Origin of the sequence: Uliginosibacterium sp. 31-16, assembly GCF_030730865.1 — a bacterium.
GTDB lineage: Bacteria > Pseudomonadota > Gammaproteobacteria > Burkholderiales > Rhodocyclaceae > Uliginosibacterium.
The window spans coordinates 674,839-697,619 of the sequence record NZ_JAVALZ010000002.1 but is presented as its reverse complement, the minus strand read 5'-3'; the positions used below and the strand labels follow the sequence as shown (position 1 = coordinate 697,619).

Annotated in this window: 17 protein-coding genes; 12 read left to right on the top strand and 5 right to left on the bottom strand. The window is 62.3% G+C overall.

What is annotated here, in order from left to right; translation table 11 throughout:
* Positions 1 to 166: 166 nt before the first annotated feature.
* On the bottom strand, positions 167 to 3,613 hold the full coding sequence (gene mfd, locus Q9Q94_RS10950) for a transcription-repair coupling factor (protein ID WP_305980100.1): 3,447 nt from the start codon (positions 3,611 to 3,613) through the stop codon (positions 167 to 169).
* A 570-nt stretch (positions 3,614 to 4,183) separates the two neighbouring features.
* Entirely contained in the window at positions 4,184 to 5,197 is a 1,014-nt protein-coding gene (locus Q9Q94_RS10945; RefSeq protein WP_305980099.1) for a DUF4062 domain-containing protein, read from the bottom strand.
* Positions 5,198 to 5,831: 634 nt separating this feature from the next.
* Here Q9Q94_RS10945 and Q9Q94_RS10940 point away from each other — a divergent pair.
* The 3 genes from Q9Q94_RS10940 to aroC all read left to right on the top strand — a co-directional run bounded on the left by Q9Q94_RS10940 (position 5,832) and on the right by aroC (position 9,432).
* Complete coding sequence (locus tag Q9Q94_RS10940; RefSeq protein WP_305980098.1) at positions 5,832 to 7,154, top strand: polysaccharide lyase family 1 protein; 1,323 nt, start codon at positions 5,832 to 5,834, stop codon at positions 7,152 to 7,154.
* Between the two features lie 417 nt (positions 7,155 to 7,571).
* Entirely contained in the window at positions 7,572 to 8,144 is a 573-nt protein-coding gene (locus Q9Q94_RS10935; RefSeq protein WP_305980097.1) for a DUF5610 domain-containing protein, read from the top strand.
* A 154-nt stretch (positions 8,145 to 8,298) separates the two neighbouring features.
* A complete protein-coding gene (aroC, locus tag Q9Q94_RS10930; RefSeq protein WP_305980096.1) occupies positions 8,299 to 9,432 on the top strand; it encodes a chorismate synthase in 1,134 nt (377 codons plus the stop codon).
* A gap of 129 nt (positions 9,433 to 9,561) precedes the next feature.
* Here the strand turns inward: aroC and Q9Q94_RS10925 are convergent, their stop codons facing one another.
* On the bottom strand, positions 9,562 to 10,416 hold the full coding sequence (locus Q9Q94_RS10925) for an SAM-dependent methyltransferase (protein WP_305980095.1): 855 nt from the start codon (positions 10,414 to 10,416) through the stop codon (positions 9,562 to 9,564).
* Between the two features lie 184 nt (positions 10,417 to 10,600).
* Between Q9Q94_RS10925 and Q9Q94_RS10920 the strand changes: the two genes are divergently transcribed.
* The 9 genes from Q9Q94_RS10920 to Q9Q94_RS10880 all read left to right on the top strand — a co-directional run bounded on the left by Q9Q94_RS10920 (position 10,601) and on the right by Q9Q94_RS10880 (position 19,945).
* Entirely contained in the window at positions 10,601 to 11,578 is a 978-nt protein-coding gene (locus Q9Q94_RS10920) for a tripartite tricarboxylate transporter substrate binding protein (RefSeq protein ID WP_305980094.1), read from the top strand.
* A gap of 462 nt (positions 11,579 to 12,040) precedes the next feature.
* Complete coding sequence (locus Q9Q94_RS10915; RefSeq protein ID WP_305980093.1) at positions 12,041 to 13,240, top strand: ABC transporter substrate-binding protein; 1,200 nt, start codon at positions 12,041 to 12,043, stop codon at positions 13,238 to 13,240.
* Positions 13,241 to 13,689: 449 nt separating this feature from the next.
* The gene (locus Q9Q94_RS10910; protein ID WP_305980092.1) at positions 13,690 to 14,841 is read left to right on the top strand and encodes a 4Fe-4S dicluster domain-containing protein; all 1,152 of its coding nucleotides are present in this window, start codon (positions 13,690 to 13,692) and stop codon (positions 14,839 to 14,841) included.
* On the top strand, positions 14,838 to 15,674 hold the full coding sequence (locus Q9Q94_RS10905) for an FAD/NAD(P)-binding protein (RefSeq protein ID WP_305980091.1): 837 nt from the start codon (positions 14,838 to 14,840) through the stop codon (positions 15,672 to 15,674). The genes Q9Q94_RS10910 and Q9Q94_RS10905 overlap by 4 nt, the downstream gene beginning before the upstream one ends.
* 2 nt (positions 15,675 to 15,676) lie before the next feature.
* The gene (locus Q9Q94_RS10900) at positions 15,677 to 16,468 is read left to right on the top strand and encodes a sulfhydrogenase subunit delta (protein ID WP_305980090.1); all 792 of its coding nucleotides are present in this window, start codon (positions 15,677 to 15,679) and stop codon (positions 16,466 to 16,468) included.
* Positions 16,469 to 16,471: 3 nt separating this feature from the next.
* On the top strand, positions 16,472 to 17,779 hold the full coding sequence (locus Q9Q94_RS10895; RefSeq protein ID WP_305980089.1) for a Ni/Fe hydrogenase subunit alpha: 1,308 nt from the start codon (positions 16,472 to 16,474) through the stop codon (positions 17,777 to 17,779).
* A gap of 118 nt (positions 17,780 to 17,897) precedes the next feature.
* A complete protein-coding gene (locus Q9Q94_RS10890; RefSeq protein ID WP_305980088.1) occupies positions 17,898 to 18,320 on the top strand; it encodes a hydrogenase maturation protease in 423 nt (140 codons plus the stop codon).
* A 381-nt stretch (positions 18,321 to 18,701) separates the two neighbouring features.
* Positions 18,702 to 19,532, top strand: coding sequence for a hypothetical protein (locus Q9Q94_RS10885; RefSeq protein WP_305980087.1), 831 nt, complete (start codon positions 18,702 to 18,704; stop codon positions 19,530 to 19,532).
* A gap of 2 nt (positions 19,533 to 19,534) precedes the next feature.
* Positions 19,535 to 19,945 carry a hypothetical protein gene (locus tag Q9Q94_RS10880; RefSeq protein WP_305980086.1) on the top strand — a complete coding sequence of 137 codons (411 nt, stop codon included), beginning with the start codon at positions 19,535 to 19,537 and terminating at the stop codon, positions 19,943 to 19,945.
* A 153-nt stretch (positions 19,946 to 20,098) separates the two neighbouring features.
* Here Q9Q94_RS10880 and Q9Q94_RS10875 read toward each other — a convergent pair whose 3' ends face one another.
* Together Q9Q94_RS10875 and Q9Q94_RS10870 are read right to left on the bottom strand one after the other, a co-directional pair.
* Positions 20,099 to 22,117 carry a CHASE2 domain-containing protein gene (locus tag Q9Q94_RS10875; protein ID WP_305980085.1) on the bottom strand — a complete coding sequence of 673 codons (2,019 nt, stop codon included), beginning with the start codon at positions 22,115 to 22,117 and terminating at the stop codon, positions 20,099 to 20,101.
* A gap of 18 nt (positions 22,118 to 22,135) precedes the next feature.
* Positions 22,136 to 22,780: an OmpA family protein gene (locus Q9Q94_RS10870; RefSeq protein ID WP_305980084.1), complete on the bottom strand. Its 645-nt coding sequence runs from the start codon at positions 22,778 to 22,780 to the stop codon at positions 22,136 to 22,138.
* Position 22,781 lies beyond the last annotated feature (1 nt).

The window sequence follows — 22,781 nt, the reverse complement described above, 5'->3', positions numbered from 1 at the left end:
TGTCTGTTGGAGCAGGCCTTGTTGACCCGGCTCAATGAGGTTTGAACTTTGTGTCCTGAAAACCGTTCGTGCCGAGTGCCAGCCAGAGGCTGGCGTATCGAGGCTTGGGCCCCGCCCTCGATACACGCCCTGCGGGCGTACTCGGGCCGAACGGACTTCAGCTGGATCAGCCCGCCAGCTGCTTCAGCGCACTGCGCACCTTGTTGGCCCGCTCGCTCACCGAATCGGCGGTGATGTTGATCGCCAGCTTGTCCTGCCCGGCGAGTTTCCAGTTGCGATTGTTCTGGATGAGCTTGATGATTTTGATCGGTTCGATCGGCGGATTCGGCTCGAAGTGCAGATGGATGCGCGAATCGGTGGCGTCGATCTTGATGATGCCCAGCGGCTTGGCCGCGACGCGCAGGCGGTGGGTTTCCATCAGCGCCTGGGTCTGCGGCGGCATTTCGCCGAAGCGGTCGATCAGCTCCTCCTGGATGCCCTGCAGATCGTCGGCTTCCTCGCAGTTGGCCATGCGCTTGTACAGCGTCAGGCGTTCCTGGATGTCCGGGCAATACTTGTCGGGCAGCAGCGCCGGGGTGTGCAGATTGATTTCCGAGGCCACATCCAGCGGCTGCGCCAGATCGACTTCCTTGCCCGACTGCAGCGCCTTCACCGCGCGCTTGAGCATCTCGGAATACAGCGAGAAGCCGACCTGCTGAATCTCGCCGGATTGCGAATCGCCCAGCACTTCGCCCGCGCCGCGGATTTCCAGATCGTGCATGGCGAGGAAGAAGCCCGAGCCGAGCTCGTCCATCATGGTGATGGCTTCCAGACGCTTCTGCGCATTCGCCGTGGGCTTGGCATTGCCATCGGTCAGCAGATACGCATAAGCCTGGTGGTGCGAGCGCCCGACGCGGCCGCGCAACTGGTGCAACTGCGCCAGCCCGAAACGGTCTGCGCGGTTGATGATGATGGTGTTCGCCGTCGGGATGTTGATGCCGGTCTCGATGATGGTCGTGCACAGCAGCAGGTTGGCGCGCTGGGCGGTGAAATCCTTCATCACGCGTTCCAGCTCGCGCTCGTTCAGCTGGCCGTGGCCGACGACGATGCGCGCTTCGGGCAGCAGCTCGGTCAGCGAGTTGCGCATGTTCTCGATGGTGTCGACTTCGTTGTGCAGGAAGTACACCTGCCCGCCGCGCTTGAACTCGCGCAGCACGGCTTCGCGCACGATGCCCTTGCTCCAGCCCTGCACGAAGGTCTTGATGGCCAGGCGCTTCTGCGGCGCGGTAGCAATCACCGAGAATTCGCGCAGGCCTTCCATGGCCATGCCCAGTGTGCGCGGAATCGGCGTGGCGGTGAGGGTGAGGATGTCGACCTCGCTGCGCAGGCTTTTCAAGGTTTCTTTCTGGCGCACGCCGAAACGGTGTTCCTCATCGATCACGACGAGGCCAAGGCGTTTGAGCACCACGTCTTTCTGCAGCAGGCGATGGGTGCCGATCAGGATGTCGATCTTGCCCTCGGAGGCCAGCTTGAGTGCTTCTGTCTGCTCGGCGGCGGAGCGGTAGCGCGACAGCTCGGCAATCTTCACCGGCCAGTCCGCAAAGCGATCCGAGAAGGTCTGGAAGTGCTGCTCGGCCAGCAGCGTTGTCGGGCACAGCACGACCACCTGCTTGCCATCGGCAATCGCGATGAAGGCCGCGCGCAGTGCCACTTCGGTCTTGCCGAAGCCCACGTCGCCGCACACCAGCCGGTCCATCGGCCGGCCCGAGCGCATGTCTTCAACCACCGCGTTGATGGCGGCGAGCTGGTCCGGCGTTTCCTCGAAGCCGAAGCCCTCGGCAAAGGCGTCCAGATCATGCTGCTTGAAATCGAATTTGTGGCCCGGCCGCGCGGCCCGCTTGGCATACAGCGCGAGCAGCTCGACCGCCGTGTCGCGCACCTGTTGCGCCGCCTTGCGCTTGGCTTTGTCCCACTGGCCGGAGCCCAGCTTGTGCAGGCCGATGCTTTCCGGGTCGGCACCGGCATAGCGCGTGATCAGATGCAGATGCGAGACCGGCACGTAGAGCTTGGTGTCGTCGGCGTATTCCAGATGCAGGAACTCGGTATCGCCTTCGCCCAGATCCATGTGCACCAGGCCGTGATAGCGGCCGATGCCGTGACTACTATGCACCACCGGGTCGCCGATTTTCAGCTCCGAGAGATCCTTGAGGAAGCCCTCGACACTGCTCTTGCGCCCCTCGCGGCCACGCCCGCGCGGGCGCACCTGCGAGGCGTAAAGCTCGTTCTCGGTGAGGATCGCGATGTTGGCCGCGGGCAGTACGAAGCCCGCATTCAGCGGGCCGACGGCCAGCGCCAGCTTCGCGTCGCCGGCCATGAAGCCGGCCAGATCGGCACTCGCCGCCGGGCGCAATTCGTATTCGGCGAAGTAATCGCTGATCGTCTGGGCGCGGCCGGCGGATTCGGCCAGCAGCAGCACGCGCCAAGGGAAGTTGGCGAGGAAATGCTTGAGGCGATGCAGCGGGTCAGTCGCCTTGCGCTCCACCGACAGGTCGGGCAGCGGCGCCGTCGGTGTAGCGGCTTCGTTGCGCTCGCCGATGGCCAGGCGCGGCAACTCGCCGGCGGCAATGAAGAAGGCCTCGGCTGGCAGGAACAACTGCTCCGGCGTCAGCAGCGGCCGTGCCCGGTCGCCGGCCATCAGGCGATAGCGGTTGCGCGCCTCGGTCCAGAACGCTTCGACAGCCGCCGGCACATCCTGATGGCTGACCAGCATCACCTTCTTCGGCAGGTAATCGAAGAGCGTGGCAGTTTCCTCGAAAAACAGCGGCAGGTAGTACTCGATACCGGCCGAAGCCACGCCGTTGGAGATGTCCTTGTAGATTACCGACTTGGTTGGGTCGCCTTCGAAGGCCTCGCGGAAGCGCGCGCGGAAGGCGCTGCGGGCCTTGTCGTCCATCGGGAATTCGCGCGCCGGCAGCAGGCGGATTTCCGGCACCGGATACACCGTGCGCTGCGAGTCCGGATCGAAGGTGCGGATCGTGTCGATCTCGTCATCGAACAGGTCGATGCGGAAAGGCAGCTGGGTGCCCATCGGAAACAGATCGACGATCCCGCCGCGCACCGAGAATTCACCCGGGCGGATCACCTGCGTCACATGCTCATAGCCGGCCAGCGCCATCTGCAGCTTGAAGGCATCCAGATCCAGCGTGTCGCGCGTCTTCAGGAAGAAGGTGTAGGCCGCCATGTAAGAGGGCGGCGCCATGCGGTACAGGGCGGTCGCGGCCGGCGCGATGGTGATGTCCGACTCGCCCTTCTGGATCGCGTAAAGCGTGGCCAGCCGTTCGGAGATCAGATCCTGATGCGGTGAAAAGCTGTCGTAGGGCAGGGTTTCCCAGTCCGGCAGCAGATGCACGCGCAAGCCCGGCGCCAGCCACTGCACTTCCTCGGTCAGACGCTGTGCATCCAGCGGATTGGCCGTGATCACCAGCAGCTTCTGTCCGCTGGAGGCTAGCTGCGCCAGCGCCGCGGCGTCACCTGATCCGTGCAGGCGCGGCAGATCCAGGCGCTGACCGGGCTTGGGCAGGCTGATCAGGGACAGGGGCTGAAGCGGGCTGGCGGCAGGCGAGGGACGGGTCATGGCGAGGCTCGGAAAATGCACAACACCGCGCGGCGGCTGGCGAGGCGAATGCCCCGACGCTGGCGTGCGGTGAAAAGGAAAATCAGGGGCGGATTATAGCGGCTGAAGCGCTGCGGCTACGCTGCAAGCTGCCGCAGACGCGCGCGAATCCCGGCGGGTTCCGACGGAAATGACGAGCGGCCTGAAGAGCCGCCTGGGACGGGCCTGTGCGGGCAGGGTGGTTGGAGACCTACGCCAGAAGCGGGTTTGCAGGAGGGTGTTGTGACGACGTAGCTTACAGATCGGGAGCTTGATCGGTGAATGACCACGGTGGATGCTGCGGATGTGTGTTTTCGACCCTTTGCAGGCGCTCGGAGAATCAGAGAGCAGACGTTCAATTTGTAGGGTGCGCATTGCGCACCCTACAAGCAATACCGTTAAGTTAAGCCCCAAACACCTTTCGCCCTGAGCGTAGCGCAGCGAAGTCGAAGGGCCTTGGCCCCGCCGATCATGCTTCGACTTCAGTCGCTTCACTCCTTACGCTCAGCACGAACGGCTAACTTAATGGCATTGACCCTACAAGGCTTTTTGTTATATGCCTGCTCTTTTAAGAGCTTTTATTTGTATTAAATGACATTCTCCTCTGGGGGTTAGTTTCCAGTAGGTGTTTGTGTCCGATACAGCCCTCTTTTTTGTTCCGGGCTCCATTAGCCCAAGCGCTCTGAATTGAATTTTTATTTGGTCTTCAAATACATATGGAAGCACTACGTCATTGTGCTTATTGAATTTTTCTATTTTTTCCGGAATCGAGTGGAAGCAGGCTAGTTCGATCTTTTCTCTTATTTTTAAGTCCGAGCATTCGCCGGACAACTCTGGTCCACAGTAAGAAAATAACTTATCCCAGCTTATTTTTATGTCAACTGTCTCGAGCTCATTTGCTGTACTGTTTTTAAGTTGTAGCCGTATGGAGTACAGGTCGCTTCCGCTTAGTAATTCTGTCGTGTCAATGTTGTTGTTTGTGTTTTTTATGGTGAGCAGCTGTAGTTCAAGGTCCTTTATTACCGAACGCATTTTTTCCATTTCAGAAAGCATTTTGGGGTCCGTTGCGTACTTGCCTGGGACCCAGCCGTCAGAAGGATGCTTCTTTTTAAGTTGAATTAAACTTCTGGATGCTTTTCCGCCAAGGTCGGCTGCGGATGACCAAAACTTGCAGTGTTTGTCTTTGGCTTTGTTTGTGAAGAGCTTTAGTTTTTCTTTGGCCGAATCGGTATTTTCGACTTTTGATGAAGGTAGATTGTCTATGTTTTCGTGTATAAAACAAATTGTGGGTTTCCCTTGCTGGATGGCGTAGTCAAACTCCATCTCAGTGTAGCCGACCCCCTCTTGATTTGTTGAACCATATTTTCCGCCTAGTATTAATAAATAATAGTCGCACCCGTCTATTACTTCTTTTATTAGGGACCAAGCATCTTCGTCCGTTGCTGGGAACAACTCCATCCCAGCGGGAATGCATTCCAGTTCGAGTAGTGCATGTATGACTTCTTTGCGCTCTTCTATTAGATCTCGATACGTCGACGAGACGAATACTTGATGCTTTCTTTCCATTGGCTTGACCTATTTTCGTAGAAGTTAAGTTTTGGAAACGTTTATGCTCTTTAATCGCATGCTACGTGCGGCGCAATCATTCTGGCGTGGTGTGCACTAAGCGGATCGAACTGCTCCATACGCCAAACATTACAAAAAAACCAAGACCATCGATTCGATGGATGCACCCAAATCATCCGGCGCAATTCGCTACGCTCATTGTTCCCTTCGGCGCCCTACGAATGCCCGCTTTCGGCGACGACCGCCAGCTTCTGGCTGATTGTACCCATCCGGAATGCGATCTGACAGCGGCCCTTCGGAACACGGCAAAGCCCGCCCTTGTCGATTTCACCGCCGACGCTGCGCGGGATCGTGCCGGCTGACTGCGCCTATGCCTGCCTGAAGAGCCGCTTCGGCTCTGCTTCTCCAGCCTGCCTGCCCGCAAACATCCGCCCGGTGAGGCTGTGCAGGCCATGTCGTTTCAGCACAGTGATGCGCGCTATACGTCCATTGGTCTGCTGGCCGTAGAGGTGACGACACTTCTCCTTGCAATGAGAACCTCCATCAACCATGTTTTGAAGGCTGCGCGGAGCGTGTGTGCAGCCATAGCAACCCGTAGATGTTGTGTTCATTCCAGAAACCAGGAGACAAATCCATGTTCAGGTCATTGTTGTCAGGAGCGCTGCTGGCGCTGCTCAGTACGACTGCTGTTGCGGCCAACCGGCCGGTTGGCTTTACCACGATCTGCACCGAGGGCAAGACCTGCACGGTGAGCGCCAATACCAATGTTGCGTTTGGCCGTGCAGACAAGTTTTTCTACAAGACGCTGTCAGGCAGCTTTGCCTGCGCCGAGGCGACCTTTGGTGGTCGCGTAGCAGGCGGCACCAACGAGTGTTCGATCAAATCCGGCAGCTCGTCGTCGAGCAGTTCGAGCAGCAGTTCTTCGAGCAGCTCATCTTCTTCATCCTCGTCGTCGAGTTCGTCCAGCAGTTCGTCGTCCAGTTCTTCATCCAGCTCCTCATCCAGTTCTTCGAGCAGCAGCTCGTCAGGTGGCGCAGGCCTCAACACGGTTGACGGTTTTGCGGGCGCAGCAGCGTTCGGCCTGAGCACGACGACCGGTGGTGCGGGTGGACGGGCGGTCAAGGTGAGCAATCTCACCGATCTGAAGGCGCTGACCGACAGCAACGAGAAGCTCATCGTCCTGATCAACGGGGTGATCGACATGCAGGGCATGGTGCCGCTGCGTTCCGACAAGACGATTGTCGGTCTGCCGGGCAGCAAGCTCACCAATGGCGGCTTCGAGATCTACAAGCGGCAGAACATCATCATCCGCAACGTGTATTTCGAGGGCGCGCCGGACGACACGCTGAAGATCAACCAGAACACCCACCACGTCTGGGTGGATCATTGCTCCTTCTCGGATGGCGATGTGTATCCGGACGGCAAGGAGCATGACGGCCTGTTCGACATCACGCGCCAGACCTCGCACATCACGATCAGCTACAGCCATTTCAAGAACCACAGCAAGACCATGCTGATCGGCCACAGCGACGGTGCCAGCACGGATACGGGCTACCTGAAAACGTCGATCCATCACAACTGGTTCCAGACCGATCAGCGCCATCCGCGCGTGCGCTTCGGCGAGGTGCATGTCTATAACAACTTCTACGACGGCAACAAGCTGTACGGCGTTGCGTCGACCATGGAAGCGGACGTGCTGGTCGAGGGCAACTACTTCCGCAACGTGCTCTATCCGGCCTATGTCGGCTATGCGGAGTCCGGCCCCGGCGATCTGGTCCAGCGCAACAACGTGCTTGAGAACTCCGGAGGCTTCCAGACGCGCGGCTCGGCTTTCGATCCGTCGATCTACTACAGCTACGTCGTCGAGAACCCGGCTGGCATTCCGGTGAAAGTGGTGGCCAATGCCGGCTTTGGCAAGATTGATCCGTGGAAGGCCGCAGGAGTCGCACCGTTCTGAGCTTCGCAAGCCTGATCGGATGAAAAGGCCCGGACAGCCTGTTCCGGGCCTTTTTTTAGGCTCTGTATGCGTCAAGTGTTGCAACACTCTTCGCCGAGCGTTGCCCTTTCCAACCGTTCGGGTCGAGTGATGGGCGCAGCCCATCGTATCGAGACCGGGGCCGTGCCTCTCGCCCTGCCCTCGATACACCGCGCAAGCGCGGCACTCGGGCCGAACGGACTTCGGGACCACAACAACTAATTCCGACAGCGCCTTTTTTACGTACCTGCCTGAAAAACCGCATCAGGTGGTCTTTGGCGAGACGCCTGCCCGCGCAGGCCCGCCCGGAGCGGCCGGGCAGACAAGGCCGGATGGTTGCGGGATTCCTATACTGGAATCAAGCCAGGGCGTTTCCCGACGCCGACGAAGGAGAAGCACATGTCCACACCCATTGAAATCAGTAGTCCGTCAGCGTCATCCGGTTTGCGCAGCACGGAGGTGTCTCCGAAGCCGAGCGCCGCGGCGCAGGCCCGCGCGCAGCAGAATGCGGCGATTGTGCAGGCTTCGGCCGATGTGGCGATCAGCTCCGGCAATGATTCGCTGGCGCTGCTCTACAAAACGGCGATCGACAGCATCAACGAGAATCTGAAGGCGGAGCTCGGCGACAACGCGCTGCAGGCGGCGATGAGCCAGGACAACACGCCGGAAGGCACGGCAGGGCGCATCGTGTCGCTGTCGACGGGCTTCTTCGAGGCCTTCAAAGCGCAGCATGGTGGTGAGAACGAGGCGGATGTGCTGACGAATTTCATGGCGACGATCCGCAGCGGCTTCGAGAAGGGCTTCAATGAGGCGAGCGATATCCTGCAGAGCCTGAAGGTGCTGAACGGCGACATCGCGAGCAACATCGACAAGACCTATGCGCTGGTACAGCAGGGTTACGCGGATTTCGAGGCCGCGCAGCGCAGCCGCCTGAGCGGCACGGCAGAGAATGCCGAAAAGCCGGCGCAGTAACGCGACAGGGCGGGTGCAGATTCTGTCGTGACCTGCCCGTAGAGCCGCATCCGGCGGGCCTCTCCAGCCTGCCTGCCGGCGCAGGCCCGCGCAGGGCGGCTGTGCGGGCACCCATGCTAAAATTGCGCCTCAATTCAGACAGATCGGGATTCCCATGTCCGGCAGCACTTTCGGCACGCTCTTCACGGTAACTTCTTTCGGCGAATCGCACGGCGCGGCCATCGGCTGCGTGGTGGATGGCTGCCCGCCGGGACTGGCGCTGACCGAGGCCGATATCCAGCTTGAGCTGGACCGCCGCAAGCCGGGAACCTCGCGCCATGTGACCCAGCGCAAGGAGCCGGACGCGGTGGAGATCCTGTCCGGTGTGTTCGAGGGTAAGACCACCGGCACGCCGATTGCGCTGCTGATCCGCAACCAGGATCAGAAAAGCAGCGATTACTCGAAGATCATGAATACCTTCCGCCCGGGCCATGCGGACTACGCCTACGAGCACAAGTACGGCGTGCGCGACTACCGCGGCGGTGGTCGCTCTTCGGCGCGCGAAACCGCGGTGCGTGTGGCGGCCGGGGCGATTGCCAAGAAATGGCTGGCCGAGAAACAGGGCATCGTGATCCGGGGTTTCATGAGCCAGCTCGGCAGCATCGAAATCCCTTTCCAGAGCTGGGATGAAGTTGGCAACAACGCCTTCTTCGCGCCGAATGCGGCCATCATTCCGCAGCTCGAAGCCTGCATGGACCAGATCCGCAGCGAGCGCGATTCCATCGGCGCGAAGATCGATGTCGTCGCCACCGGCGTGCCGCCGGGCTGGGGCGAGCCGGTGTTCGAGCGGCTGGACGCGGACATTGCCTACGCGATGATGAGCATCAACGCCGTCAAGGGCGTGGAGATCGGTGATGGCTTCGGTGTGGTCGCCCAGCGCGGCACCGAGCACTGCGACGAGCTGACGCCGGAAGGCTTCCTGTCGAATCACGCCGGTGGCGTGCTCGGCGGGATTTCGTCGGGGCAGGACATTCACGTGTCGATTGCCATCAAGCCGACCTCGTCGCTGCCGCAGGAGCGCCGCTCGATCGACCGCGACGGCAATCCGGTGATGATGATGACCACCGGCCGTCACGACCCCTGCGTGGGCATCCGCGCCACGCCGATTGCCGAAGCCATGCTGGCGCTGGTGCTGATCGACCATGCCCTGCGCCAGCGTGCGCAGAATGCCGATGTGGTGCCGCCGCTGCCGCGCATTGCCGGACTGGCGCCGCAAGGCAAGCAGACCATCCCGTCACCGAAGGTCTGAAGAGCCGCTTCTGGCGGACTTCTTCAGGTGGTATGGCTGGCGGGCCACGCCGGCCTTGCGTCTTCGAGCTGTCTGCCCTGAAAACCTTGCTGCGAGTGGGTCCTGGGGCTAGGGCTCCTTGGGCAGGGACTATGCCTGCCGGGGCGCGGTTTCCGGCACGAAAAAGCGTTCCGCCATTTCTTCCAGCCCCACCGTGGCCAGCATTTCCGTGAGGCGCTCGGCCGGGCGACGGCGCGGCAGATCCTTGTAGCTGGCGATGATCAGCTCGTTCTTCATTGAGTGTTCCCAGCCGACCAGCTCGGTCACGTTGAGCTGATAGCCGTGCGCTTCCAGTTGCAGGCAACGCAACACGTTGGTGAGCTGGCTGCCGAATTCGCGGGTGTGGATCGGGTGGCGCCACAACTCGGTCAGCGCCGATTTGCCCAGCGCCTTGCCCTTGTTCTTGCGCAGTACGGCGGCCACTTCGGCCTGACAGCAGGGCACCAGCACGATGTGGCGGGCCTGCTTGGCCAGCGCAAAGCGGATTGCGTCGTCGGTCGCGGTGTTGCAGGCGTGCAGCGCGGTCACGATGTCGATCTGCGCGGGCAGGGCCGGCGAGGTGATCGAGTCCGCGACCGACAGGTTCAAAAACTCCATGCCGCCAAAGCCCAGGCGCTGCGCCAGTTCGCGCGAGCGTGTGACCAGCTCGTCGCGCGTCTCGATGCCCCAGATCTTGCCTTGCCTGGCCTGCTCCTTGAAGAACAGGTCATAGAGGATGAAGCCCAGATAGCTCTTGCCCGCGCCGTGATCGACGAGATTGAGCTGCGGCCCGGCCTGCAGCGCGTCTTTCAGCAGCGGCTCGATGAACTGGAAGAGGTGATAGACCTGCTTGAGCTTGCGCCGGCTGTCCTGATTCATCTGGCCGTCGCGGGTCAGGATGTGCAGCTCCTTGAGCAGCTCGATGGACTGGCCGGGGCGGATGTCGTGGGTCTTGGCGGTGGTCATGGGTACTTCCGGAGTGGCGGGTGCGGCGTCAAGGGGCGCATTCTGGCATGTTGTCAGGCCCGCTGCACCGGCCGGGCGCCGGCCTGAGCGGCGCTGGCTGACAATATTTTGCAATGCTGACTGAAGTTTTCAGGGTGACGTTGCCGTTACAGGGGGCAGGAATGCGTTTCCCGGGTTGCAAATCATGTGGCGTTGTCTGCAAAGGATGGTCTGGCTGTTGGCGGGGGGGCTGCTCTGGGCCGGGACGGCCTGCGCCGCCTGGCCGGATCGCCCGATCACCCTGGTCGTCGGCTGGGTCATGGGCAGCGGCTCGGACCTGATTGCCCGCAAGATGGCCGACGGCCTGAGCAAGGAACTCGGCGTGCCGGTGTCGGTGCTGAACATCGATGGCGCGGATGGCATTTTCGCCCATTCGGCGGTGGCCTATGGCGAGCCGGATGGCTACACGCTGGGGCTGGTGACGCCCGAAATCTTCAGCGCCTACTGGCAGCAGCAGACCGGGTATTCGTTTGAAAGCTACACCCCGATTGCGCGGGTAGAGCAGAGTGCGGCGGCTTTCTGGGTAAAACAGGACAGCCCCTGGCGCACGCTGGACGAGGCGCTGACGGCTATCCGCAAGGCCAAGCCCGGCACCTACAGCATGAGCGGCATGACCGTGGGCGGTGCCTATCACATTGCCATCGCCGGGCTGCTCAAGGCGCACGGGCTGCGCGTGGATGCGCTGCGCCCGGTGCCCAGCGAAGGCGCCCAGCCCGGTTTTGAGGCGCTGGCCAGGGGGCTGGTGGATGTTTGTCCGGACTCGCTGCACGAAGGTCATGATTTGCGCCGGCAGGGCAAGATCCGTCCTCTGGCGGTGCTGGCGCGCGAGCGTCTGGGCTCGTTTCCGGATGTGCCGACCGTGCGCGAGCTGGATGGCAAGCCGGTATCCGGCGGAACCTGGCGCGCCGTGCTGGCGCCGCCGGGGCTTGCGCCAGAGGTGAGCACGCGCCTGACCGAGGCCGTGCAGAAGGTTGCCGCCTCAAGTGATTACCGCAGTTTTCTCGAAATGTACGGCTTTGGCGCCGCCACCCTGGCGGGCGAAGATCTGCGCAAATCCCTGGCCGAGGAACATCGTCACTGGGGCGATGTGATGGGCGAACTGGGCTTGCGCAAGCGCAAATAGCGACACTGCCCGCCGAGGCTGCCGAGGTACGGGCCACGATGGTCGAGGCAGTCCGGACGCAGCCAGCGTGGCACGCCGCAGGGCGTTCATTCGCCAGGAAACAGGAAATGCTCGTCTGAGGCGCTGGCACAGGCCATGACAGACGCTTCCGTCCATCCGGCATCAGGGCGCATCCGTCGGTGGCGAATCCGGCGCAGCCGGGCGCGCGTCAATCCGGCATCTCCGCCAAATCCTGCCTCCGCCGGCCATCGCCGCTGCAGGCGGGTTGCCGTTAAGCGCATGGCATTGTTCCAGCCCTCCGGTCGCCGATGAAAGGGTTTGCGACGTGCTTCAAGGGCGCCACATCATAAGCCCACACCAGTGAGATGGATGCCCGCAAAACCAATGCTGGTGCGGGTTTACCGGTAGCCAGGCTTTTCGCGCTACGCGGGCACATCTCCGTTCTCCGGAGGATTGAAGCAGATGTTCAGATTGGGCGCGGCAGTATTGGCATTGACTCTTTCAGGTAGCGCGCTGGCGCAGGAGGCTCCCATTCGCATCGGCGTGGTCGGGCCGTTTTCCGGCAAGTCGTCTACGGACATGGGCGAGAGCATCCGCGGCGGTGCACGGGTTTTTGCCGACGAGGTCAATCGTTTTGGGGGGCTGCTGGGGCGGCGCATCGAGCTGGTCGAGCGCGACGATCAGGCCTTGCCCGATGTCGGGGTGAAAGTCGCCCGCGAGCTCATCGAGAAGGAGAAAGTCGCTGCCGTGGTGGGCTTTGCCAACATTGGTGTTGCCACCCGCGTTGCGCCGATTTTCCAGCAGGCCAAGGTGCCGCTCATCATTTCGGCGGCGGCTGGCGGTGATATCACCAAAACGACCAATGCCGGCAACGGCGTGGCGAATTATGTGTTCCGCCTGGCCGGACGCGATCTGCTGCAGACCCAGGTGATGGTCAAGGACGTGGTCGAGCGCCGCAAGATCAGCGCCGTGGCGGTGCTGCATGACACCAGCCCCTACGGCGAATCCGGCAAGGCGAATGTGCTGGCGGAGCTGACCCTGCGCAACATCAAGCCAGTGGTGATCGAAACGTTCAAGGTGGGCGATCAGGACATGAGCCAGCAGCTGGCGCGCGCGCGCGATGCCGGAGCCAAGGCCGTGCTGATCTATGGTCTGGCCAGCGAGGATGCGGCCGTGGCGCGTGGCATGGCGAAGATGAAATGGGCTGTGCCGCTGGTGGGTACCTGGACCATGTCGCAGCAGACGTTCATCGAGCAGGCCGGTCCGGCAGGCGAGGGCGCACGCGCGGCGGTGACTTTCATCGAGGACGAGCAGCGCGGGCCGCGTTATGCGTTTGCCAAGGCGTATCGCAAGCTGAACAACGTGCCCACGATTCCGTCAGGCGTGGCGGCGGCACAGACTTACGATGCCCTGCGCCTGATCTATCTGGCGATTTTCCAGGCCAATGGCTGGAACGGCGAGCGCATCCAGCATGCGCTGGAAACGCTGGACATGCAGGCCAGCTCGACGGTGGTAACGCGTTTCAAGCGGCCTTTCGCCTATGACGACCATGAAGCCATCAGCGACAGCATGGTGGTGATGGCCGAAATCCGCGCACAGAAACTCGCCTACGCTTATCCCGAGGACGAAACGGCGGCCTTGCTGATGCGCAACCGGCGCTGAGCGCCTCCCGCTTCCTTCTGCGTTCTTCCGTTTCCCCGCGCCAGCCCGGCATCGTCCACCGGCTGGCGTTTCTGCAAGGCCATGTGATGGCCTGCCTGCACAGGCGCTTCTGAACTCATTCTGCGAGCAGGCAGCCCGGTAACCCGCCACCATCGCCGTTCAGCGCGGTGACGGCCTGAAGACTCAGGCTGCACGCCGGTCTTGAGGCACCCATCAGGGCTTTGCAACATCCTCGCTCCGCCCCTGTCGGCGACGCCTGTGGCGGCATGCGCGCCGGAATGGACGCTCACTCTTTTCTGCGGGAAAGCCCATGCGGGCCGGACGGGCATGTTTCGCTAGCCCATATGCCGGAGGATTTAGGATCAACTTGAAGGTCTCCCCGTCAGGGCCGGACCCGAGGATGAATCTCAATCCCGCAGCAGCGCAGGATGCCGAAGAGGAGCCCGCAGATGAGTGACATGCGTTACTTGCCACGCGCCGCATTATCCGGCCTGATCGACGCGATCCGCGATGCGGGTTACCGGGTGATCGGGCCGCGCGAGGAAACCGGCCAGGGCGGGCTGGTGTATCGCGAAATCGATGGGGTCGAAGATCTGCCGCAAGGCCTCCATGACCGCCAGGAGCCCGGCAGCTACCGGCTCGAAAAGACCGGCTCGCCGCGTTACTTTGCCTGGGCCAACACCGCCTCGGCGATCAAACCCTTCGTGTATGCCCCGCGCGAGAAACTCTGGCGCGTGGTGCACAAGGAGGGGCGCATCCACTTCGAGCCGGTGGAGCGCGATGCCGCCAAGACGGCAATCCTCGGCGTGCGGGCCTGCGACCTGGCCGCCCTCGAATTGCAGGACGCCCACTTTCTGCGCGGAAAGTTTGTCGATCCCTACTACAAGGCCCGGCGCGAAAAGCTGCTGCTGGTGGCGGTGAATTGCAGCCACGCGGCGGCGACCTGTTTCTGTGCGTCGACGGGCGACGGACCGGAGGTCAGCACCGGCTACGACATCCTGCTGGATGAACTCGAAGACGGTTACCTGCTGCGCGTGGGCAGCACGCGTGGGGCGATGATCGTGGCAGACCTGCCGCTGCAAGCCGCGACCCAAGGGCATCTTGAGGCTGCCCTCGCGCAGAGCGAGGCCTGTCGGGCGCAGCAGCGCGTACTGCCCGGAGAGAAAGATCTGGCGCGGCTTGGCGAGCAGCTCGAAAGTGCGCGCTGGACCAAGGTGGCCGAGCGCTGCCTGTCCTGCGGCAACTGCACCGCCGTGTGCCCGACCTGCTTCTGTCACCGCGAACTGGAAGTACCGGCGCTGGATGGCAAGAGCAGCGAGCACTGGCGCGACGCGGATTCCTGCTTCAGCGAAGACCACAGCTACATCGTCGGCGAAGTGGTGCGTCATGGCACGCGCGAGCGCTACCGCCAGTGGATGACCCACAAGCTCTTCAACTGGGTGCCGCAATACGGCCGCATCGGCTGCACGGGTTGCGGACGCTGCACGACCTGGTGCCCGGTCGGGATCGATTTTGTGGCCGAGGCCAACATCGTTCTGGGGCTGGCCGAAGCGCCGGAGCCCGAGCTGCCGCATGTGGATGGATCGGAGGCTGCCCAGTGAAAACGGATAACGCTTATCTCCCCTGGGAAGCCGAGATCGTCGACACCATCCAGGAAACTCCCGACATCTTCACCTGGAAGCTGCGTTTTACCGACCGTGAGGTTGCGCGCAACTACAGCTTCAAGCACGGCCAGTTCAACATGCTCTACCTGTATGGCGTGGGCGAGGTCGCCATCTCGGTCATGTCGAATGATGGCGAGTGCATCTATCACACCATCCGCGCAGTGGGGCGCATCACCAAGGCCATGATGAAGCTGCCCATCGGCGCGCACATCGGCGTGCGTGGCCCCTTCGGCAGCGCCTGGCCACTGGACGAGGCGCGTGGCAAGGACGTGGTGTTCGTCACCGCCGGGCTGGGCTGCGCGCCGGTCACCTCGTCCATCAAGTATGTGGTGGCGAACCGGGCCGCGTATGGCCGGCTGGTCATCATGCAGTCGGTGCGGCATCGCAACGAGGGGCTGTGGGAACCGCAGTATGACGAGTGGCGCACCCTGCCGGATACCCAGGTGCTGCTCACCGCCTCGCGTGACAAGACGCGCTGGCCGCACTGGTCGCTGGGGCGCGTCAGCGTGTTGCTGGACGAGGCGCAGTACGACAAGCAGAACTGCGTGGTGATGATGTGCGGGCCGGACGCCATGATGGCCGACACCGCCCGCACTCTGGTCGAACTGGGGGTGCCGGCCGAGAGCCTCTTCGTCTCGCTGGAGCGCAACATGCAGTGCGCCGTGGGCCACTGTGGCCACTGCCAGCTGGGCGGGAAATTCGTGTGCAAGGACGGACCGATCTTCGTCTGGCCGCAGGTGGCCGAACTCATGCGTGTGAAGGGGTACTGATCATGAGCAAACCCCGCGTTGCGATCCACAAATTCGCCTCCTGCTCCGGATGCCAGCTGGCTTTCGTGAACATGGGCACCGAGCTGGTCGAGCTGGTCAAGCTCGTCGATCTCGTGCACATGGCCGAGGTCGGTCATGTGCTGCCGGACGATGCGGAAATGGACATCGCTTTCATCGAAGGCTCGATCACCACGCCACACGACGTGGAGCGCCTGAAGAGCATCCGCGAGCACAGCAAGTTCCTCATCACCATGGGCGCCTGTGCCACTTCCGGCGGCATCCAGGCCTTGCGCAACAATGCCGATTCTGCGGAATGGATGCGCTCGGTGTATGCCAGGCCGGAGTTCATTCACTCGCTGTCTACCTCGGGGGCCATCGCCAACTACGTGAAGGTGGATTTCGAGCTGTGGGGCTGCCCGGTCAGCGTGCGCCAGATGCTGTCGACTGTCCGCTCCTTCCTGTTCGGCGTGCCACCGCAGATCCAGCGCGAGAAGGTCTGTCAGGAATGCAAACGGCGCGGCAACAACTGCATCATGGTCACTCAGGGGGCAGCCTGCATGGGGCCGGTCACGCGTACCGGCTGCGGCGCGCTGTGCCCGAGCTTCGGCGCACCGTGCTACACCTGCTATGGCCCGGCCGAGAACATCAATGTCGGCAGCTTCGGCCGCCGCCTGATGGGGCTGGGCCTCACGCAGGAGCAGGTGGTGCGCAAGTTCTCCTCGATCAACAACGCCGCGCCGGCTTTCAGCGACGCGGCCAAATTGTTCTGCAGCGAACCGTGGATGGAGGAGTGAGCGATGACAGCACTTGATCCCAAACGCGACATCGATATCCAGGTGCCCCTGCTGACCCGCGTGGAAGGCGAGGGCTCGCTGGAATTCACCGCTCGCGATGGCAAGCTCGACAAGCTCCACCTGCGCATCTTCGAGCCGCCGCGCCTGTTCGAGAAATTCCTCGAAGGTCAGGATTACACCGAGGTGCCGCACATCGCCGCGCGGGTCTGCGGCGTCTGCCCGATTGCCTACCAGATGACCTCGATTCGCGCCATGGAGAAGATCTTCGGCGTGGCCGAAGATCCCTGGGTGCATGCCATGCGCCGGGTGATCTACTACGGCGAATGGCTGCAAAGCCACGCGCTGCATATCAACCTGTTTGCCGCCCCGGATTTCCTCGGCTTTGCCGATGCCTTGCAGATGGCCACGCGCTTCCCGGAAGAGGTGAAGCGCGGCATGCTTTTGCAGGGCTTGGGCAACGACATGCTGCGTCTGCTCGGCGGCCGCTCCGTGCATCCGATCGGCCTGCGGGTAGGTGGCTTCCATCGCGCACCGCCGAAGCACGAAGTGTCGGACATGGTCGACAAGCTGCTCGCTGCGCGTGACATGGTGCGCGAATTCGCCGCCTGGGCGGTGAGTCTGCCGCGCCCGGTGGACGAGCAGGATTTCGTCAGCGTGGCGATTCGCCACCCGCACGAATATGGCCTCAACGAAGGCCGGCTGGTGTCGGATCAGGGGCTGGATATTGATTTCGCAGACTACCCGCAGCACTTCCGCGAACATCAGGTCGAACACTCCACGGCGCACTATTCAATGATGGGCGGGCAGAGCTACTTCCTCGGCCCGCTGGCGCGCATGAACCTGAATTTCGACCGCCTGCCGCAGGAAGTGCAGGATTTCGCCCGCGATCTCGGCCTGAAATTCCCCTCGCACAACATGTTCATGAACGTCGCCGCGCGTGCGCTGGAATGCTATCTGGCGATTGTCGACACGCTCGACATCCTGCAGCACTACAAGCTGCCGACCCGCCCCTGGCGCGATTTCACCCCGCGTGCCGGCGTTGGCCATCACTGCACCGAAGCCCCGCGCGGCATGATCTATCATCGCTTCGAGCTGGCCAGCGATGGCCGGGTAAAGACCGCCACCATGATCCCGCCCACCTCGCAGAACCAGGCCCGGCTCGAGCAGAACCTGCATTCCGCGGTCGAACACTATGGTCTCGATCACCCGGATGACGATCTGCGCCAGCTATGCGAAAAGGTCATCCGCAACTACGATCCCTGCCTGTCGTGCTCCACGCACTTTCTCAAGCTGACGGTCAATCGCGGGTGAGCATGGCAGCCTGGGTTCATGCGCCGTCATCCCGGCGAAGGCCGGGATCCAGTGCCACGCGCCAAAGCTGGATTCCGGCTTGCGCCGGAATGACGCCAATTGATGGGCGTGGCCGGACATGAGCTTCACCCTCATCGCCGGCATCGGCTCTCCGCACTGCGCGGACCGCCTCGGCTGGGCGGTGATCGAAGCACTGCAGGCAGAAGCGTTGCCCGTGCCGGTGAAGCTCGTCGCCTGCAGCCTGCCGACCGAACTCACCCCGCTGCTGCTCGACGCATCGCGCGCCATCGTCATTGATGCGCTGCTCGGCGGCGGCCCCGCCGGCACGATCCATCAACTGCGCACCGAGGACCTCCCGCAAGCCGCGCTGCGCCTGTCTTCCCACGGCGTCGGGCTGGTGGACGCCGTCCTGCTTGCCTCTGCGCTGGGCATGCCTGCAGACCGGCTCTGCGTGCTGGCTCTGGACGTGGTGCATCACGACGCCCCCATTCAGCCCGAGTGGGTGGAGGCGCTCGTCCGGCGGGTGAGGGCGCTGCTCTGAGCGGGCAAGCCTTACACTGCCGCATGCTCTCTCGCCCTGCCATCGAGTCCTTCTGTCGCCAAGCCGCGCGGGCCGATGCGCAGGCTTATGCGCTGGCGGCAGGCTTGCGAGCCTATGAGCATCTGCTTGGCCTGTCGGTGCTGCTTCGCCCGGCGCAGGCAGCAAGCGAGGTGGCTGCATCAACGGGCGTTTCGCTCGTGATCCAGGCCTTGCCCCGTCAGCCGCATCCATGGCCAATCTTCAGCCATGCCGGCCACAAACGTCCGCCCCGCGCGGCTGCGCAGGCAGAGTGGCTGCACAAGCCCGCCCGATGCGGCTCTCCAGCATGCCCGTGGCCGCCCGGCCCGAACTTCCCGTTTCTCCATTCAAGGAGCTTTGCGTATGAATGCCCGCCCAAACCGTTTGCCCCTGCGTGCCTTCGCCCTGGCGTGGCTGGCCCTGCCGTTGCTCGCCGCCTGCGCCGTGCTGCCCAGCCCCGGCCTGCAGCGCGCCAAGGCCGGCGAAGCCTTGTTCGAAGACCGCTGCAAGAATGTGGCCGGCATCAAGATCTACAAGACGGTCGCGGATGTGGAGGGGATTGTGTTGCTGAAGGTGAGGCCCACGGCAGGGGATCGGGAATGGGCTGATCCGATGTGGCCGGGGGCTGCGTTTGCGGGGGAGGCAAAGGAGAAGGAGTACATCGACACATTTCTTTGGTATGAAAACGCGTTCGGTACGTCCAATAGCCCAAGGCTGATCACCCCGAAAGATCGAGGCTATATCAGCTCGAACCCTTCCGATCATCCCGGCTACCGCTATGTGGATGTGGTGGATGCGGCGACGGGGAAAAGGGAGAGGTTTTCGGGGTTCTATGACCGGCCTTGGGAGCGCGACCCTGAGCGCTATTCCTCAAAGAACCTCTATTCATTCTGGAAATTGAAGCATGAGCCGGCACCGGCGGACGGGCCGCGGTATGGGGTGACGTATGAAGATCATGTAATCCCCGAAGAGCGGGCGCTGGGGCTGGCGAGCAGCACGGTGAAGGTGCTGGACCTGAAGACCAACGAAGTGCTGGGTGAGATGACGCGCTATGCGTGGACATCCGCCTCACCGAATCCGGCGAATCCGACTCCATGGCTGACTGCCCGTACCTGTGGTAGTGGATTCAATACCCGTGAAACGCAAACGCGTTTGTTTGTTGATCAAGTTCTGCAACCGCGCAAGGACAAGTAATCATGAGCACTCTTGATATCACAACCGCCTACAAATACATCAACCTGCAGATGGCGGCAGAGGTTTTGTATGACTTTAATGCAGTGGAAAATGGCTTAACGCTCGTTCCTGGCGCGGTAAGAGCGTATCCAACGATTCGTGAAGAGCCCCTTAAGCTGGGCAACCTCCACGCCTCCAAATTCACCGCCACGCAGGCGGCGGAGTTTTCCGCGCACTGGAAAGTCGTCGAGCATAAGTCGAACACCACCACAGGCTTCTCCGGCACCTTGCTGCAATGCTACAAAGACGATCCCGCCACGGGCGCGAAAGCCGGTGAACTCGTCCTCTCCATGGGAATGGTGCGCGGAGCGCTCCCTACAGCCAATGCCATTAAGTTAGCCGTTCGTGCTGAGCGTAAGGAGCAAAGCGACTGAAGTCGAAGCATGATCGGCGGGGCCCAGACCCTTCGACTTCGCTACGCGCAGATCTGAGCTCGCAAAACCTTCCCCGTCCTATTCAACCGGCCGAACGGCAGACGAACCATTGGAAGGGTGCGCGGTGCGCACCCTGCAGCTGATGGCCTCTCGCTACTGATCTGAGCACGCGGGCGGGTCTGCGAAGGTCTGGGCCGCCTTCAGGAATTCCTGGTTCCTTGCCTGGAAGGCTGCCACCAGATCGGGGTCGAACTGGGTGCCGGATTGTTGCGTGATGAATTCGCAGACCTCGGCGTGTGTCATGGCTTTCTTGTACGTACGCTGGCTGATCAGGGCGTCGTAGACGTCGGCCAGGGCCATCAGGCGTCCGGCCAGCGGGATGTCCTTTTTCTGCAATTGGTGCGGATAGCCGTGGCCATCCCAGCGCTCGTGGTGGGATTCGATCATCTGCCGGGCGTAGTTGAGAAAGGCCTGTTTTTCGGGATGGCCTGAATCTGCGACGATCCTTGAGATGGCCGTGGCCCCGATCAGGGGGTGAGTTTGCATGAGCTTGTATTCGTCTGCGTCGAGCTTGCCGGGTTTCTGCAGGATGCGGTCCGGGATGCCGACCTTGCCGATGTCGTGCAGCGGGGCGGATTTGGCCAGCAGTTCGATGTCGGATTCGGTGAGCTGGCGGTAATCCGGGGTGGTCGCCAGTTGCCGGGCCAGAATTTCGACATAGCGCTGGGTGCGGCGGATATGTCCGCCGGTTTCCTTGTCGCGTGCTTCGGCCAGCACGGACATGCTGACGATGATTTCATCCTGCGCTTCAAACAGATCCTGAGTGCGCAGGCGCAGCTTGCGGGCCTCTATGCCGTATTTCAGCAGGCTCAGGATGCTGGTGGTGAGGATCAATACCAGGATTGGCAGGAGTGGCGAGAGGTGCAGGCCCCGCACAATCAGCAACTGGCCGGCGCCCCAGTACAGCCCGACGATGCCGGCACCGAGCGCGAGCAGCGACAGGACAAAGCCGGCGCGACTCAGCAGCAGGGTTGCCAGAAGCCCGGCCAGCAGGATGAGGAAGAGTTCTGCTGCATTGGCCCAGTCGGGGCGCGCAAGGAAGGTGCCCGCGAGGATGTTGTCGATGATTGTGGCGTGGACTTCCAGCCCGTAAATGGATTGACCGAAGGGGTTCAGGTGCAGATCGCCCAGCCCCTTGGCGGCGGCTCCGACGAGAACAATCTTGCCTTCGAGGCTGCCTGGCGGTTGCGTGCCATTCAGGATCATCAGGGCGGAGAGGGTGCGATGGCGCGCACTGCGAAAATCCACCAGCAGATTGCCGGCCGCGTCGGTGGGGATGCGCCGTTCGCCCCAGTACAGCGCCGTTTCTGAAGGGTTCCGGATCTGCCTGAGATGGCGTTGTGGCGAGGCGAGGAGCAGGGCGCTCATGGCCAGCGAAGGGAGCGCGTCTCCGTTCATCTGAAGCAGCAAGGGGGTGCGGCGGAAGGTGCCGTCGATATCTTCCTGTGCGTTGGTAAAGCCTTCGGCGCTGGCGGCTTCGGTCAGGATCGGCAAGCTGCGGATGGCTCCCTGAGGCTTGATCAGGGTGTCGCCAGCATTGGCCGAGCGGATCAGTACCATGCCTGCCGGGGCGGCCGGTGGTGCCCGGTTGCCGGGTGTGGGGCGGGAAAAGTCGAGGTAGTAACCCAGCACCGTATTGCCTTTGGCGATGGCATTGGCGAGGCGTTGCGAATTGCTGTCCTGCGTGGAGGTTTGCGGTGTGGCGGCGGTGAGCAGATCGCGCTGGCGTTCCTGCTGGATGACTTCGGGCGAGGTGCGGTCTGGCTCCGGCATCAGGAAATCCAGTGCGATCACCTTGGCGCCCAGACCCTGCAGGCGCTCGACGAGCATGGCCAGGCGGTAGCGCGGCCAAGGCCACTGCCCGAAGGCTGCGAGGCTTTCTTCGTCAATCTCCACCAGAACGGGAACGTCGGATTGCGGTGGCGTAGCGCGACGCGTCGCCAGCTGATCGTAGACGAACAGATCTGCCATCTGCACCAGCCGGGGCTGGAGGATGGACAGCAGGGCGACGAACAGGGTCAGGCACAGTCCTGTCGCGTAGAGCGGGAGTCGTTTTGTCCACCAGAGGCCAGACTCCGCAAAAGCCGGTGAGGTGTCGGAGGTTTCCGGCATGAAATGGACAGCTGAGGGTTAGTGAACGACGACCACAACGCGCCGGTTGCGCGGCTCTGCGACTCCGTCTGGCGTGGGGATGAGAGGATTGCCCTTGCCGTGGGAACTGACAGAAATCAGCTCGGGTTTGACGCCGCTTTGCAGCAGCAGGCTCTTGATCTGTCTGGCCCGATCCAGCGAGAGGGCATCATTGAGCTTGTCCGAGCCGGTGGCGTCGGTATGCCCGCTGATGCTGACGCTGATCGCTATCGGCCTTTGGCTGGCGGACACGATATCCGGGATGATTTTCTGCGAGTCTGCCGTCAGTTTTGTGCCGGATTCGAACATCAGGGTGAAGGTTTGCGCAGGCGGTGGCTCGATCGCCAGAACTTCCCGGAAGGTGCTGGCGATGTACTCCGGCGATGCGGTGGTGATGGCCGAGGGAGGCTTGCTGCTGCCGCTGGTCCGGGTCATGTCGCCGGGCTTTTCGAGCGTCTGCGAGCCGGCAGTGGTACTGACCTCCGCTTTGCCGACGTGACCATTCGCGTCCGGGACGAGAATGATCGATTGTCTGGCGCAGCCGGTGAAGAGGATGAGAAGCAGGCCGAACAACAGGCCGAATAACAGGATGACCGGTTTGCATGCTGAGGGGCATTCCGCCCGGGGCGGTCTCTGATTGTTCATG

What these genes read in the sequence shown, in the direction of transcription:
- Q9Q94_RS10915 (WP_305980093.1), top strand. Translation starts at nt 12,041, where the DNA reads ATGTTCAGATTGGGCGCGGCAGTATTGGCATTGACTCTTTCAGGTAGC.
- Q9Q94_RS10925 (WP_305980095.1), bottom strand. Translation starts at nt 10,416, where the DNA reads ATGACCACCGCCAAGACCCACGACATCCGCCCCGGCCAGTCCATCGAG.
- aroC (WP_305980096.1), top strand. Translation starts at nt 8,299, where the DNA reads ATGTCCGGCAGCACTTTCGGCACGCTCTTCACGGTAACTTCTTTCGGC.
- Q9Q94_RS10900 (WP_305980090.1), top strand. Translation starts at nt 15,677, where the DNA reads ATGAGCAAACCCCGCGTTGCGATCCACAAATTCGCCTCCTGCTCCGGA.
- Q9Q94_RS10945 (WP_305980099.1), bottom strand. Translation starts at nt 5,197, where the DNA reads ATGGAAAGAAAGCATCAAGTATTCGTCTCGTCGACGTATCGAGATCTA.
- Q9Q94_RS10890 (WP_305980088.1), top strand. Translation starts at nt 17,898, where the DNA reads ATGAGCTTCACCCTCATCGCCGGCATCGGCTCTCCGCACTGCGCGGAC.
- Q9Q94_RS10875 (WP_305980085.1), bottom strand. Translation starts at nt 22,117, where the DNA reads ATGCCGGAAACCTCCGACACCTCACCGGCTTTTGCGGAGTCTGGCCTC.
- Q9Q94_RS10920 (WP_305980094.1), top strand. Translation starts at nt 10,601, where the DNA reads ATGTGGCGTTGTCTGCAAAGGATGGTCTGGCTGTTGGCGGGGGGGCTG.
- Q9Q94_RS10940 (WP_305980098.1), top strand. Translation starts at nt 5,832, where the DNA reads ATGTTCAGGTCATTGTTGTCAGGAGCGCTGCTGGCGCTGCTCAGTACG.
- Q9Q94_RS10870 (WP_305980084.1), bottom strand. Translation starts at nt 22,780, where the DNA reads ATGAACAATCAGAGACCGCCCCGGGCGGAATGCCCCTCAGCATGCAAA.
- mfd (WP_305980100.1), bottom strand. Translation starts at nt 3,613, where the DNA reads ATGACCCGTCCCTCGCCTGCCGCCAGCCCGCTTCAGCCCCTGTCCCTG.
- Q9Q94_RS10885 (WP_305980087.1), top strand. Translation starts at nt 18,702, where the DNA reads ATGAATGCCCGCCCAAACCGTTTGCCCCTGCGTGCCTTCGCCCTGGCG.
- Q9Q94_RS10880 (WP_305980086.1), top strand. Translation starts at nt 19,535, where the DNA reads ATGAGCACTCTTGATATCACAACCGCCTACAAATACATCAACCTGCAG.
- Q9Q94_RS10895 (WP_305980089.1), top strand. Translation starts at nt 16,472, where the DNA reads ATGACAGCACTTGATCCCAAACGCGACATCGATATCCAGGTGCCCCTG.
- Q9Q94_RS10910 (WP_305980092.1), top strand. Translation starts at nt 13,690, where the DNA reads ATGAGTGACATGCGTTACTTGCCACGCGCCGCATTATCCGGCCTGATC.
- Q9Q94_RS10935 (WP_305980097.1), top strand. Translation starts at nt 7,572, where the DNA reads ATGTCCACACCCATTGAAATCAGTAGTCCGTCAGCGTCATCCGGTTTG.